Origin of the sequence: Salibacter halophilus (assembly GCF_008806325.1) — a bacterium.
Lineage (GTDB): Bacteria > Bacteroidota > Bacteroidia > Flavobacteriales_G > Salibacteraceae > Salibacter > Salibacter halophilus.
Genome location: NZ_WACR01000004.1, coordinates 232,055 through 247,663, shown reverse-complemented (window position 1 = coordinate 247,663; position 15,609 = coordinate 232,055). Strand labels below are relative to the sequence as shown.

Annotated in this window: 8 protein-coding genes; 1 reads left to right on the top strand and 7 read right to left on the bottom strand. The window is 40.1% G+C overall.

Annotated elements, in window-relative coordinates:
• Positions 1–4: 4 nt before the first annotated feature.
• The 7 genes from F3059_RS05945 to F3059_RS05915 form a co-directional block, all read right to left on the bottom strand.
• Positions 5–6,178: a hypothetical protein gene (locus F3059_RS05945; RefSeq protein WP_170265068.1), complete on the bottom strand. Its 6,174-nt coding sequence runs from the start codon at positions 6,176–6,178 to the stop codon at positions 5–7.
• 56 nt (positions 6,179–6,234) lie between these two features.
• Positions 6,235–9,774, bottom strand: coding sequence for a hypothetical protein (locus F3059_RS05940; protein WP_151167212.1), 3,540 nt, complete (start codon positions 9,772–9,774; stop codon positions 6,235–6,237).
• An 11-nt stretch (positions 9,775–9,785) separates the two neighbouring features.
• Positions 9,786–10,244, bottom strand: a complete 459-nt coding sequence (locus F3059_RS05935; protein ID WP_151167211.1) for a hypothetical protein — start codon at positions 10,242–10,244, stop codon at positions 9,786–9,788.
• A 394-nt stretch (positions 10,245–10,638) separates the two neighbouring features.
• The gene (locus F3059_RS05930) at positions 10,639–11,490 is read right to left on the bottom strand and encodes a hydroxymethylglutaryl-CoA lyase (RefSeq protein ID WP_151167210.1); all 852 of its coding nucleotides are present in this window, start codon (positions 11,488–11,490) and stop codon (positions 10,639–10,641) included.
• 43 nt (positions 11,491–11,533) lie between these two features.
• Positions 11,534–12,565, bottom strand: a complete 1,032-nt coding sequence (locus F3059_RS05925) for a quinone-dependent dihydroorotate dehydrogenase (RefSeq protein WP_151167209.1) — start codon at positions 12,563–12,565, stop codon at positions 11,534–11,536.
• Positions 12,566–12,617: 52 nt separating this feature from the next.
• Positions 12,618–14,396 carry an SLC13 family permease gene (locus F3059_RS05920; RefSeq protein WP_151167208.1) on the bottom strand — a complete coding sequence of 593 codons (1,779 nt, stop codon included), beginning with the start codon at positions 14,394–14,396 and terminating at the stop codon, positions 12,618–12,620.
• A gap of 2 nt (positions 14,397–14,398) precedes the next feature.
• Positions 14,399–14,635, bottom strand: coding sequence for a DUF202 domain-containing protein (locus F3059_RS05915; protein ID WP_151167207.1), 237 nt, complete (start codon positions 14,633–14,635; stop codon positions 14,399–14,401).
• A 63-nt stretch (positions 14,636–14,698) separates the two neighbouring features.
• Here F3059_RS05915 and F3059_RS05910 point away from each other — a divergent pair, with 63 nt between their 5' ends.
• On the top strand, positions 14,699–15,607 hold the full coding sequence (locus tag F3059_RS05910; RefSeq protein WP_223274555.1) for a mechanosensitive ion channel family protein: 909 nt from the start codon (positions 14,699–14,701) through the stop codon (positions 15,605–15,607).
• Positions 15,608–15,609 lie beyond the last annotated feature (2 nt).

Here is a 15,609-nt window from a genome sequence, read left to right as displayed (position 1 = left end):
CAGGTTAGCGTTCAAGTGAACTATTTCTTTCTGAAACAGTTTGGATTCCATTTTCAGTTTCCCGTTTTATTACCGAGACCTGCCCTTTCGAATTATAGTTGTAGAAAATGGCAAAATTATTCTCATCAAGTTCTGCAACAGGCCTGTTGAGATACCTGTCATATACACGTGCATTCATATTCGCCTCGTAAGGATGTATTCGAATATCATCAATAAGGTATTCATCAGTCGATGAACCTGAATTGTCAATTGAAATTTTCAATAAAGCATCCTCTGCTTTATCAGATGAAAGCATAGAAAAAGTATAGTTAACTTGTTTCCAGCCATCTATAACATTCGTTTCATTGATAAAATCACTACTTATCCGTAAATTTTGTCTTTCAGTACACAGGGTATCAAAACGAACTAGTTCAGTAGGATACTCGAAATCCTCATTATCATTGTTTTTCTTTTTGATCCAAAATGAAAGAGTGAATTTTTGCGTACCTAATTTTGGAACAAATGACATTCCGGGATAAGCATCATAGCAATCTGGTCTATATGGAATATTTACATCCTTTCTGTACTTGTTGAAATCTTGATTTTCTCTTTCAACAATCGGTATGAACATCGTGTAATCACCCTGAGATTTTACATCCATAGAAAGCTCACCAGTGTGACCATCCTCATCAGAAACGAATATCAAATCCCAAAAAACAGGGATAGTTCTATGTGAATTTTCATAGGATACAGGTAAATCATAATCGTTAGTTTCAAAGTCTTCAAAATCCTCAAATAATATTTCTTCCAGCTCTCCATTCATAACTGATGCAACTGGTTTTTGAGAATACTTATCAAACAGAGTACTCGAAAAGTTATCGAGAATATTCTTATTCTCAACTGTTCCCGAAATTGAAGTGTAATTCATGTTTTTTAAGGTTGACTTCCAGTCGTCACTCACATTCACTTGTACTGAACTACCACTAAAACGATAAATTGGGTCAATTGTAAAGGTACCATCATTCTTCAAATCAGGGTCTGCTAGATTTTGTCCTGTAGAAGAACCATAGTCTTTGGAAACATCCGCAACATAATTGCTGTCGACATGCCAGTTATTGATAAACCCATAAAGAAAAGGATTCAAATCAGTTGTGAAATTTACTACCTGCTGCTCAAAAGGATCTACACCAGGTGAACACTGATAACATTCAGCATGCAAAATGCTCATAGGATACTTCCCCCTGTCATTAAGCGATACAGCTGACACATTTAAGACATCATTAGCAGTACTGCTGGAATAAATCGCTGAAGGATCAGCAGTAGTGCTTTCTACTTTTCTGATTACCTGAACATCACTCGATAAATTGTTCTTTCTACCTGATTCAATAACACGATAGCTATAAGCTGCAGTGCCAACTTCATCTACTATGAGTCCATTATCATCAATAAGTTGTTTAATACCGGTATAAGAGCCGTTTACATCACGTTCCTCTATTACCCAAACTTTTTCAAAAGTTAAAGTGCCATCGCTTTCAACTTCTTTTCTCAATAGAACATCTCCATCGTGAAACATATCAGTATAAGCAGATTCAATTTCTGAGTTACTGTCTAATATTCCGCTCAACTGATTTAAAACCAAACTCTCATTTTCGTAAGACTCACTCAAAGCCTCGTATTTCCACTTTGCAGGAAATCTATATGTATAAATTGGACTTGAATTATCTAGATGGTTTGTCTCACTGCTCACAAGCACACGGCCTGTAGAATAGTCTCTCAAAAGGTTTTTAGTCTCGACTTTAGCTCCCTGGGAACGTCTTACTATTCTATCTAAAACACCGTACTTCTGGGTTATTTTATTAGTCGTAATAGACATCATTTCCTGTATATCTTGACTAACTGTTAGCAGAGGAATAGCAGGAGCTACATAAAACCCAGGAGGAAGAGGCATAGCAGGAAAATTTACTCCAACTTCCATATTCTGAATTTGCATAGCTGAATAAAAGCGTTTTGAGTCAATAACAAAATCTCTTTCAACCCCTAGTTCGTAGTCGGTATGTAACGTTCCTTCATTATCAATTCCATTAACCTTGTTGATAATTTCATTTCCTTTGCCCTTATAGTGATAATAGGTTTCTTCAACTTTTTTCCCATTCTCATCAAATAGAACATGAGATTTTGTCTTTCCATGCATGTCGTTTAATTCAACACTAAACCCCTGAGTTGCACCTAAAATTGACTTTGATGATTTATAAAAGAGTAAAAACAATCTGGAAGGATCAGGAGATTCTACATCAATTGCAGTTTTCTTTAACTTAAAAGGGAAGTCTTTGGCGGTATAAAAACAGTCCTCCTGATAACCGGTGCGATTAATCGTTACACCTGCTTTATCAATAGATCGTGATGTAACTTTTGAATACACAATACCAGGCGGTGGCAAAATAGGTCCGGCAAACGGCATTTCATTCATCAGTTTATGACCTGCTCCATAGTTACTAAGACCTAACACACTAATGGGATCATTTGCATATTTAATTGCATTTTCATCTAATCCTTTGAAAGGTTCATTAGAAGCTACACCTGATGAAATTGTATCGCCAATATTATCTGTGGTTGTATAAGTGTATTCAGTTCCGTAAGTATCTGAAAACTCATCCCAATTATCGGTTACTGTAATACTCTTTACACGATGACCTCCGCCATACTTAACTTTATCTGGAACATGCATCCTCACAAAGCTCTTTTCAGGCTTAATATATCTTGCCATTCCTTTATCTGCAGAGAACCTGTAAAACCCATTTTGAGCAATCTGGTACTGAACCCTCATGCCTTCAAGCGCCATTACTATAGCCTCAAAACCAGACGCAATCGGCTTATTCCCTGGAATTATTTCCCCTGATAAATAGTCATTATTATTTTGCCAGGCCATTTCACTTATAGGGTTTGCTTTAAAGCTTTTATCCTTTTTGATTAATTTGCCAAAAGGACCATAATCACCTTCATTGGTCTTTTGATTCTTTATTCCGAGTAGGACAGTTTCATATTCGCCATTTCCATTTAAATCAGTCAGCTTCACTTTATCTGTTATTATGGGCATATACCCCATCACTCTCTCCCATTGATCACCTCCATTTCCGGCTTTAACTAAAAAATTATAGGATAAATATTTTGTACGGGTTGTACCGTGTTTTTCAGACTTCAAAAAACGATCGATAAAATATTGCTCAGGATCCGAAACAGATGAAGAAACAGGATCAGAGCTTATGTCTACTTCAACAGCGTAAGAAGGTGTATTAATATCTTCGTAAAGTTTAGAACGAAGTTGATTTCCAGCATAAACCAATCCATTAACTTTGTACATTTTCATAGCCTCAACATCCTGCACGTATCCATAAGAATCACTTTCATACTCCACTTCTATTTCACTTCCCTGTGGTGTTTTAATACGACTTAGATTCCAGGCTTTAGCTCCCCTATCAGCTTCAGATTTATTTTGAGGAGTGTAAGGATATTCAGCATTTGATAAGGGATCATTTCTTTGTTGACTGCTGTTTATATCATCACTGGTAAGTGCTGGTTGCTCTTTAAAGTATCCCCATCTATCCTGATTCTGCGGACTATAGTTTTCATTGTTGTCGTAGTAAAACTCGTAAGGATGTTCTTTTCCTTTTTTGCTCGTATGATCATAAATAAAAAGCTTTTCTAATGTCAACTTTCCGTTTGAACCAACATAATTGGGACAGAGATCATAGTTGTACTTGAAAACAATTGTTTTCAGTGGTTTTGCAGTACTCCCATTATTTAATTTATCCTGTCTTGAATACAAGTTTATTTCTTTGAGATATCTTTTTGAAGGGCTTGATTCAAGTTGACCATCTTCATTCACTACACCATAACCATCTTCTCTGTCTTCATCGTTTAATTTAAACTCCACGACATAATTCTTTGACTCCATGCTATGCATATACCACAGCTCTTTTTCTTCATAAGAGTATGCTCCTTTGTCATCATTCGGATTCATTAAAAATCCCGGATCGTAACCTGCATCATTATTATCACTATTCCCTCTTATATGTGGAGTTCTGGAAATAAAATCTGTACTGGTCCGTGTGTAATTGAATTTTATATATTTACCCAAATCATCTGGTGTAGGGCCATTTTGAGTGACATCCTGATAATCTGAAGAGAAATATCCTGACAACAAAAAGCTTGAAGCGTATGCCGGTGTTGTTCGGGAGTTGTAATAATTATCAATCCCATTTGAATTATTGTATGTATCATCAGATCCGGAGTATTTCACCCTGTTTTCTGTTAGATCTTTTATATTCCCTGATACATTAAATGATTTACTCACAACCTTTCGGGTATAAACGGGGACCCCATAATGGTACTTTTCTCCCTGGGTATTAGTAACATTAAAGGCAGAAATATGATGCTTTTTGCCTTCAGCATGACTTACCCTGTCTATTGCAGTATTTGGATATGATCCTCCCGTATAGTCAAATGAATTGTAATTTCTAATTTCTGGAAATACACTACTATGTTTAGCATCCTGTGCATTCAGCATTGAAATTTGATGGTTTCGATGCTCTCGATCATCGCGATAATTATCAAAAAAGTTGGTTATACTAACATCACGTCCTAATAATTTTTTTTCTACCTCGATATCGAGTTTTTGACTCATAAAAGCGTTATCTCCTTTCCTTGAAATAGGTACTAGAACCGGTTTATCCCCACCTGTTTTTTCAGCAAAACTTTCATCGCTCGGTGTCAACTCACCCAGCATTTTAAAATAGTATGGCTGATATAGAGGATCTCCAGACTTATTGGCTCTGTAATTTAAGCTTTCTGTTACTTCATTATGCCATTCTCCGTAATACCCAGACTTCATAGAACCTGAATAATTTGTTCCTACTTCAGCTACACCTACTACTCCTACTTCAGCTCCAAAATCATTACCCATCCCATTAGTTGATACAGTATTGTCCCCTACAGTTCCGTAGTCAGATCGCTTAGCCCTGAAAGAACCACCAACTGTTGCACCAGATAAGGTAAATAAATCATGAGTTAGATAAGAAAATGGTAAACTTTTCATTTCTCTATGAATTCTGCCTTCTCCATAGCGATTAAAATCTGTGATGGTTTTCATCTTATCCAACTTGTTCTTTTCTCGATCTTGCATATACAGGTATCCGTAAGCATCCAGCTCATTCTTTGTCCTTACAAGAGTTTGTTCCATTTCATTATAGCGAACACCTCCATATATTAAAGTAGGAACTATAGGTGTTTCTCCGCCTCCTTTTATCTGAATATCAAAAGATTTAGTATAGGTTGAAAAAGAAATTTTCGGAGGTAGTGAAAATGTATTAATCAATGGTTTAGAGATCGTTGAACTCAGTCCGAATATACTCATTGATCCTGTCTCATCAATATTCTCATTTTTATCATATGAAGTTGGAACATTATCCTTCCCAAAATCCAAAGACATTGATGTGTGGGTTAATCTTTGATTACTTACAGAGTTATAACTATACCCTCTACCAAATCCAAGTTTACCATAAGAAGTATTGGTTTCACTATCATTTTCAGCCGAACCTACTTTTAAACCAAAAGCAAGATTTGATGAAGAAGATAACCCTGAATGATTACCTAATGAAAAGTTAAGTCCTCCTGACAGGTTAGCTCCAAGTCCAGATGAAGCAATTGAATTCATACCTAGAGATACTGATGGACCAAAACCAACAGACAATCCTAAACCAGTGTAAGAATTCAATCTTCCATCAGCATTTACATTAAGACCTAGACCAGAAACCAGGTTATCCATATCCATTCCCAATAACTCAACCCCAAAGGTCAATCCTCCTCCTTGGTTTTTTGATGGTGCTGAATAATATTCCTTTGTTACTTTTTCTTTTTTAAAATCATCGGGAATCCCTCTCATTTGTCGGTTGATGGCTCCGGGGTTCAGGGTCCAGCCCAATCCTACCCACGAGGCTTCCTGCTCCATGGTGACTCCGGCATTGTAGTTCAGTGTTATGGGATAGCCTTCTACTTCCAGCAGTGGGATGCTGTAATGAAAGTTCCCGGTAGACAGGTCTACCATTTGTGAAGCTCCGGCAGGATTGGAGTAATAATCGGGATTGCTGCTTTGACCCAACAAAATGGTGGGGTGAACAATGCTGTCAACAAATATGATGACCATTAGTATTGAGATGGTCTTGATCACGTATGAGCGTCTGATTCTTTGAAGCATATGGATTAGTATTTATTGTAAAATCTCAGGTATTTCTTTTCGCCTTTTTCATTGGTTACTTCTAACCAGTAGTAACCTTCGTCTATGTTCTTTGCAATTAACTGGTAACGGTTATCGCCCAGGTTTTCTACTGTTGGAGTAACGGGTACAATGGTCTGCTGCCCGTTTTCATCTTTGTAAAGGTTGTAGTTGAGCTGGCCGTCATTGTAATGCCTGTCGGTGTAGAAAAACAGGTTTTTGGCCATTGTATGGTAGTATTGTCCATCGAGTTCTCTGGTGAGTTTTTGGTAAACGGGATTTGGACAGGAAAAAGAAGTAATGACTCTCTTTGGACCTGTTTTCCGACTTCCCATGTTGCCAGACATTTCAAAGTAAAGCGATGAAGGATCTGAAAAGATAAAGGATGTTAGGTTAATATTGGGAGTTAAGTCTTCTCCGTTTATCTCGTAATCTAGCGTGTTTGCTGTATTATCTACTTTAACACGAATCCATTGCTCGCCTTCAACCAGTATTTGATCCATAGAGCTTGACTGGTTATTATGTAATTGAACAAGTGCTTCTCCGGTCAATAACGGTTGCACAAATACATAGGCTCTATTATTATTACTGCCATCTTTTAACCCTAATTTATAGTGGAATGGTAGCAATGTTGGTAACGGGTAAGGATAACACACTGGTAAGGATAGCTTTTTATCAAAATGCCTCCCTCCTCTCAGATAGGGGTGATATCGCCAAACGTTATTTTCTTGGCTTTTTGTTGTTGACCAGTCGTCTGTCGTTATTTTAAAGGCGTACCAACCATTAAGGTTTGCGGGGAGCATGTTGGTGGTTTTGGCTGATGAGTTTCCCGAACTGTTATTTTGAATGGAGTTAGTGTACGGACTTAATACCTGAGCATTGATCAGGTCATACCATTCGGCTTTATAGCCCACGTAATATGGGATTCCGGGGATGCAAGAACCGCCTCCTGAGGCGAAATTGAAGCATATGTCTAAATTATAGCTACCTGGTGATAATCCGCTTATTGTGGGTTGGGTTTGCCCTGCAATATAAGTAGCATTATCATTGTCCCACCATTGATACGAAATAGAACTGTATTGTATCGGTGGATCAATTGTGCTTCCTCCTCCTTCTGAATCGGTTATGGACAAATCAATCATCTCGCCATAGGTGCCGCAGTATTCATTGTTGGGATCTTTGGATATTACGGGCCAATATGGTGTTACGGGATCGATATCTATGATTTTGTCTTCGGGATCTTTTAGTTTTAGATCGATCCGGTAGGTTGCTGAGGAGGAGGCTTCATTCATGTTGTCTAACTCTTCGCCTGATTTGTAGAGTCGCAGTTTGCCTCCATCGCGGTAGATGGCTATGGGTTCGTTGCTGTTATAAGAATAGCTGGCTTCCTGGATTGCTTCGTTTTTGATGACTTGTATGGATCCATCAGCAAAATGTACTCCGAACTCGATGCCATTGGTGGAGCTTTCTATACTGGCACTTGGATCGCTCAGCCCGACTACTCCTTCGGTGGTGCCAGTATCGATCTTGAAGGATAATCCGCCTTTAAGTGCGGTTGAGTCTTCTGAAAATACGAGGTTGCCAAGGCTCATGACTCCGTCTGTCCATCCGGAACTGGCTGTCTTTTCAAAGGTGTTGTTGCTGAAGGTGCCTCCTGAAAGGCTATCGGCTACGGCTTTGGTGGTGATGGGGACATCAAATTCGCTAAGTGTATTCAGGTTGGTGTCTTTTATGGTAATGGTTCTAACTCCTGGTAGGGGACGTTTGATTTCGTTTTTGTGAAGCGCCAGGTATTCTCCGTAACTGAGGTTTTCATAGGGGTTGGCGGAGGTGTCATCTTCTATATCGGTCAGGTAGGATTCATAATAGTAATACAGGGAATCGTATTCTTGTTGATTGATGAACAGTGAGTCGCGCCAGGTCATTACCAGATCTTCTGCTGTGTGGTGTTTTAATCCGATTTTCAGGTGGGCTTGCTTGTCATGAGCCCAGGGTGAATAATATCGTGTTTCGATGCTCACTTCGGGAGCGAAGGAACATTTTAGTCCGGTTAAACAGGATTGGGCGTTGTTCAGGCTTACATCGAGGTATAGGGGGTTATTGATTCCTCCCTCTGGTGTTACTCTTCTTAATTGGTAACCGTTTTTATAAAAATAAAGATCGCCTGTACTATTGATTATTAGCTCGAGTTGATCGCCTGTAGTATAGGAGAATTCTACGAGTTTACTTCCTGACTCTTGTACTTCTCCGGTGCCCTGGTCAAGATAAAAGCTGTATTCGATTGTTCCGGGGGCCTGGCTCTCATCTGTAGTCGATAATCCAAAGGCAACTGCGCTTTGGGTGTTTTCTATTGTATAGGTCACAAAGCCGTCTTCTCCCTGGGGAAGAGAATGGGAGGAGTAAGCGCCTGTTTGGTTGTTTGTATAGTTTGTGTTTACGCATAGCTGGTTTCTCCATTTATCGAATGTGCAGTTGCTGGTACTGGAAAAGTCTGGCTCATAGGAGGGGGTTATACTAGTGTTGATGGAGGCGGTTTCCAGGGTGTTGCCTTTATCGTATACGTGGTATAATAATCTGAATTCTTTCTCGACACCGCTGTTATCGCTGTTTGCGCTGAACAGTAGGCTTCCATCTCTGTAGATTTCTATTTTATTGCCTTCGGTATTGGTGATGATGTTGTATTCTTCTCCTACTGAAAGGTTGGCACTGTCGCTTAAATCATCATCAATATATTGATATACTTTATCTATATTCAGATGTATCTCGTGGGTTTTCAGGGTGTCCTGGTTAGCTTTGGATAGTTCGAGTATGTGATAGCTGTATTCTAGGGTGCTATCGAGGTGTTGAAAGTTGAAGGTCTCTTGAGTTTCCCACTTATCACGGCTTCTGGCATAGCCGCTACTATCCATATCGAAGACGATGAATTTACTGTGGTTGATTTCGTAGTGCATACCCGCTACGGTGTCGAAAATAACGGGGTAAACGGGGGATTCGGATGGGTAGCTGGTGGAGACACTGGTCAGGTAGTTCTCGACTTCTTCGAGCATAACGGTGGGAAACAGGTCGGTGGTAGTTATGGGGGTCTCATGTAATACGGAGTCGTCTGCCAGTATTGTAAGGGTGTCATTTGTATTATCAAATTTCAGGCATTCTAGTTCAAGTGTGCTACTGCTAAAGACATTACTGCCATTTTCTTTAACTTCTAATAAGCTGGTATTAGGGTTATAGTAAATGGCGTATTGCAAGCAGCTTGAGTTATAGCAGATGTTGGTCCTGGGGGTCAATCCAAGGGTAAAGGCGCCTCTACCTGAAATGCAGTATTCTAACTCTCCTGTCTGGCTTACATCGAATAGGTTACGACCGTAGCTGATGTGTGGATCTTCTTCGGTGGTCCGGTATACGCGTTGTTCTCCTGAATCGTAATAGCCTCCTGTATTGGAGTACCAGTTCACAGAGTAACTCTGGCTTTTTGTAATGGTATAACTAGTCAATCCTATAAACAGGAGAAGGGCTGCTTTTAATTTCATTACAATGAGGGTTAAGGTGTTGATATTGTTATGCTGAGGCTATCAAGAATACTGCTATCCGCTGCTAACAAATAAATTGCACTTGTAATATCGGTACTCAATGAACGGGCTCCTATGCCTAAACTCACTTTTGGCCCGTTTTGACGATAACTCAAAATTCCTCCCGGAACAGGGTCGCCATATTGGAAGTAATAACTGTTTAACCAGCTTGTATTTGTTGCTGGTTTATCTTTTACTAAAAAATGATTGGTGGTATCAACTACGAAAGCTTCGAAGTGAAGTAGTACATAAGCGGAATCTGTCCAACTATAGCTGCCAGAATCGGAAATGACATCTGGATGATGGTTGGATAGTGAATACTGTAGACCTGAAATATTCTGGCTATAAATGTGACTGGCCAAAAAAATAAACAGGGGAAGCAAAAGGTTTTTAATCGACATAGTATTGTATGAGGTTTGATTTCCTGTCAAAACTCATAAAATTATCTGTCGGGTTTTTCGCTTTCTAATGGCGGATTATACCACTTTTTAATGTCGGTTTTTACTAATGTTGTTAATATTTACCTGTCAAACACTTATTTTATTATTGATGCAGAAGGCTTTTACCAGTAAAGTTTTAAAGTCATAATCTTATCAATCCATGGAAATACACCTATCAACAGCTATAAACCACTTTTGAACAGCAATTTTAAATTTCAGTTTTTTTCCTCAAGATAAGATCAGAAGTATGGTTACAATGTAAACCAGTTAGATAAAGCCTCCGTAACTTTCAAGAATTATGTCCCCTCTTTCAATTGCTAAATCCTTTGGTTTTGTTTTGAAATGAAAAGTAATATAATCATTTACAACTTCTTTATACTGACAATCAACCAGGAAAAACCCCAGTCGCCATGTTTTCAGCTTTGCCGAATTCTTCCAAATCCAATCCGTGATCGATCAGGTGTTCCTGCATGAACCAAATGAGGTTTTCAGTGGGCATATTACCTGTTAGTTTATCAGTTGCCATGGGGCAACCACCAAAACCGCGAATAGCTCCGTCAAACCTCCTGCAGCCTGCATTGTAAGCCGATTCTATTTTTTCTTTCCACGTATCTGGAGTGGTATGCAAATGAGCGCCTATTTCTGCCTCTGAAACTTGCGGAATCAAATGCGAGAAAAGGTAATCCAGTGTTTGAGGTTGAGCCACACCAATCGTGTCTGACAATGAAATAACATCCACACCCAGCTCCTCCACAATGCGCTGGCACCATTCAAGGACAACGTCTTTATCCCACGGATCGTCATACGGGTTTCCGAATGCCATTGAAATATAAACAACCAACTGCTTATTGTTGCGCGAAGCTATTTCCTGGATGCGCTTTGCACGGTCAAATGATTCTTCAACCGTACTGTTGATATTGCGTTTTTGAAAAGTTTCAGATATCGAGAAGGGAAACCCCAAATAAGTAACCTCATCAAACTCAACAGCATCATTAGCTCCACGCTCATTCCCCACAATCGTGAGTAATTTTGATGGAGAATCGGTAAAGTTGAGCTTGCTCAATACCTCTTTGGTATCGCGCAGTTGCGGTATTGCTTTGGGAGAAACAAAACTGCCGATGTCAATTGTATCAAAACCAACTTTGAGCAATTGATCGAGGTAAGCGATTTTTGTATCTGTTTCAATGAAAGTCTCAATGCCTTGCATGGCATCGCGCGGACATTCAATTATTTTCATAAAGGTTCGTTTCGGTTTCGAGAGCGAATTTATAAAAATGCCGCTACCCCTGCCTTTTGAGGATGTACTTATTGATCCTTTTGATCAGAGCCGGTCCTTCGTAGATCAGCCCGGTATAAACCTGAATCAAATCAGCACCGGCTTCAATTTTTTCCCATGCCGATTCCTCATCTGTAATACCGCCAACTCCAATAATCGGAAACGGCTTGGGCAGTTTCGATCGCAAAAAGCGGATAACCTCGGTAGATCGTTCGCGTACAGGTTTTCCGCTCAATCCACCAGCTTCAGCTACTCGGTTTGGCTCTGACCGTAAATTTTTGCGTTCAATCGTTGTATTTGTAGCAATTAGTCCGTCCACTACTCCACTCTCCGCGATTTCCACGATATCCAAAAGTTGACTCTCGGTCAGATCCGGTGCGATTTTCAAAAATACCGGCTTCGCAACCTGCTTGTGGTCGTTGGCCTGCCTGATGGTTTTCAGCAAATCCATCAACGGCTCTTTGTCTTGTAAAGCGCGCAAATTGGGCGTGTTGGGAGAACTCACATTCACCACAAAATAATCCACATGTGGGTACAGCGCCTCAAAACACTTGAGATAATCGTCCTTCGCATTTTCATTAGGCGTGACCTTGTTCTTGCCGATGTTTCCGCCAATTATCAAATCGCCTTTTCGCTTTTTGAGATTTTTCACAGCCTCCGCAACGCCCTCGTTGTTGAACCCCATTCGGTTGATGAGTCCGCCATCCTGTGGGAGTCGAAACATGCGCGGTTTAGGATTCCCGGGCTGACCTTTAGGAGTTATAGTCCCAACTTCAATAAAACCAAAACCGATGTGCTTGAAAGAGTTATAGAGCTTTGCCTCTTTGTCAAAACCGGCTGCCAGTCCAACAGGATTGGGAAATTTGAGCCCAAGAATATCGCGCTCAAGTCTTTTATCCTGAATGGTAAACATACTCCGAATGAGCTGTTTGATACCGGGAATTTTGGTCAGAGCCGTAAACAGCGAAGTCGTGAGGTGATGAGCCTTTTCGGGCGGAAAGAGAAAGAAAATGGGTCTGATCAGCGCCTTGTACATCCTGCAATTTTTGATTGCGTGCAAAGGTAGTTTTTAAGGTGGAATCAATGAACTACAAATAAAAAGCAGGAATCAGCCAGGTGACGAGTCCCCAAAAGAGCAGGCACAAGATTCCACCTACGAATAAGAAATCCTTAAACGAGTAGTTCCCCGGACCCAGAATCATGGCATTGGTTTGGTAGCCTACGGGCGTGTAAAAACTGGTACTGGCCCCAAACAGAATGGTCATCAATAAAGCCTGTGGCGGTATATTCAACTCACCGGATAATTGCAAAGCAATAGGCACAAGTAATACTGCTGTAGCCTGATTGGAGATAATTCCGGTTAACAAGACAGTAGCGATGAAAACGACAGAAATCACCATTTGAGGTGAAGCATTTCCAACCAAATCTATGATTCCGCTCGCTATTAATTGATCGGCTCCGGTTTCCTGAATAGCAATACCCAGCGGAATGATTCCGGCCAGGAGGAAAATCACTTTCCACTCCACATTTGTGTAAGCCTTTTCGAGCGTGATACATCTTGTCAAAATAAGCAACGCTACTCCCAGCCAGGCACTGATGATAATGGGCAAGATATTCAGAACCGCCAGTAAAACGGCTCCAACAGTGATCAGTGAGCTCATGAGCATTTTATCTCTGCGCGGGAGTTGACTGATTAGCTCATTGCGTGAAAATCGTTGAAGGGTGATCCACGCGTTGCGTTTCTTCTCATCCTGCTCGTGACTTTTACCTGTCATGAGCAATATATCTCCGTAGTCGATTTTGTGTTCAGACAATCGTGTTGGTGTCAACCGCTTTTTGGATTTTACAGCAATTGGAGATGCGTCATAGCGGAAGAATTCCACATCAGAGATTCGTTCATCGATCAACTCAGAGTTTGCCGATACTAACACTTCAAACAACTCGGTTTCTTCATCTTCCTGGTTGAGTCTGCGCGAGTATTTATTCGTCCTTATTTGCACTTTTTCATCGGCATTGAGCTTAGCGATCTGACTAACATTTGTCCGCAAGATCAATACATCCCCCGCTTTGAGTTTGGTATCGAAATCAGGTTTTATCAGAACGCCACCTGTTCTATTGATACGCAGCAACTCTACATCAGACGGTGAAAACAACCCGATTTCATCGAGTGATTGGCCAACCAGTTCAGATTCTTCATAAATTTCAATTTCAGTGACGTAGCGTTTATCATCAACCTGATTATCATACGGATCTTTACTCTTTCCTTTGTTGAGCATTTTCATACTGGCAAACAACAGGTAAACAATTGCAACCGCCAGTAAAATAACGCCTAATAACGCAGGATCAAAGAGCTGAAAACCGGCTAATCCGTTTTCTTTGGCGAGCGAATTGATGAGAAGGTTCGTGGATGTTCCTATCATGGTTGACGTTCCTCCCACCATTGAAGCAAAAGAAAGTGGAATCAATAATGCTGAGACTTTTATTCCGGTCGATTGAGAAATGCGGTACACGATAGGAATGAAGACAGCCACAACTGCTGTGTTGTTGATAAATGCAGAGGTTACCGCTGCAATGAGCATGATGACGATGGGTGTGAGGATTCGGTTCTGACCCGTAATCATGAGCATTTTATTACCCAGTTCCTCAACCGCCCCGGTATTCTTCAAACTCTCTGAGATAATGAGCAACGCCAAAATGGTAATTGTAGCTGTATTGCTAAATCCTGACAGTGCCTGCTCTGGAGTCAGTATGCCCGTGAGCATGAGGGCGACCATGACGATAATGGCTGTGAGATCAACCGATACTAAATTGGTGACAAACAGAATGAGAGCTGCCAGGATTATAATGGCGAGTAGAATTAGCTCCATGGTCAATAATCAATTTTTTTCTGAGCTTTTTTGTACTGCATCCAACCCAAAATAAAGATTGCTATCGCAACGATAGCAACTACTCCTGATAATATTTGAACAATATCATTGACATAGAACTTGAATAAGAAAGCTGCCACACCAAACATTGCTAAACCTGTTCGCACGTAGCTCAACAAAGTGCGCGAATTGGCTAAATTGGTTCTGATTTTGGCTAAATCGTTACGTTTCTTTTCCATTTGCGCCTAAAGTTAAAGAGGTATTTTTACTTTTAAGCATTCAAAAGTGATAAATTGAAAAATATGTTTGACAAAATAACCAACGCTTCTTCCATTGTTATCAATAAAGTTGAAAACTGGCTGGAGACTGCAATTACAATGCTACCCAATTTTATCATTGCTATATTGGTTCTCCTCATTTTCTACTTTTTGTCGAAGTTGATTAGGATGGTGTTGGGTAAAGTGCTACATCGTTCGATGAGCAACGACTCAGTTATCAGGCTAATCCTGTCTTTAACCGGTTTTGCAATAATGTTGACGGGTATTATGGTAGCTTTGAGTGTTTTAAAACTCGACAAAACGGTTACTTCTGTTTTAGCAGGCGTTGGAGTTATTGGATTGGCTCTCGGTTTCGCCTTTCAGGATGCAGCAGCAAATTTCATATCAGGTGTTGCAATGGCCGTAAAAAGCCCAATCAATATTGGTGATATCGTTGAAACCAATAGTTATTTCGGAACAGTAAAACGCATAGGTTTGCGCTCTACTACTGTCACTTCTCCACAGGGGCAAGATATTGTTTTACCGAATAGACTCATCTTTCAGAACCCTTACACACAGTTTACGATTAATGGCGAGCGCAGGATCGATTTGGAAGTTGGGATTTCATATGGTGACGATCTGGAAAAGGTTGAAGACCTAAGTACCAAAGCAATTGAAGCTATTCCGTATTTGAAAGAAGATAAGAAAGTTGAATTTTTCTACACCGCTTTTGGTGATAGTTCAATTAATTTTGTGGTCCGTTATTGGGTCAATTACGGTAGACAACCCGATTACTTCAGAGCCATTAGTGATGGCATTAAGAATCTTAAAAAGACATACAACGAAAACGATATTACGATCCCATTCCCTATCAGAACGCTGGACTTTGGTATAAAGGGAGGCGAAAAACTGGACTCTATGTTGAGTAGTAATAACATTTCGAAAAAGAACTAACC

Coding starts and splice junctions, on each gene's coding strand:
- F3059_RS05920 (WP_151167208.1), bottom strand. CDS start 14,396: ATGGAGCTAATTCTACTCGCCATTATAATCCTGGCAGCTCTCATTCTG.
- F3059_RS05910 (WP_223274555.1), top strand. CDS start 14,699: ATGTTTGACAAAATAACCAACGCTTCTTCCATTGTTATCAATAAAGTT.
- F3059_RS05915 (WP_151167207.1), bottom strand. CDS start 14,635: ATGGAAAAGAAACGTAACGATTTAGCCAAAATCAGAACCAATTTAGCC.
- F3059_RS05925 (WP_151167209.1), bottom strand. CDS start 12,565: ATGTACAAGGCGCTGATCAGACCCATTTTCTTTCTCTTTCCGCCCGAA.
- F3059_RS05940 (WP_151167212.1), bottom strand. CDS start 9,774: ATGAAATTAAAAGCAGCCCTTCTCCTGTTTATAGGATTGACTAGTTAT.
- F3059_RS05945 (WP_170265068.1), bottom strand. CDS start 6,178: ATGGTCATCATATTTGTTGACAGCATTGTTCACCCCACCATTTTGTTG.
- F3059_RS05930 (WP_151167210.1), bottom strand. CDS start 11,490: ATGAAAATAATTGAATGTCCGCGCGATGCCATGCAAGGCATTGAGACT.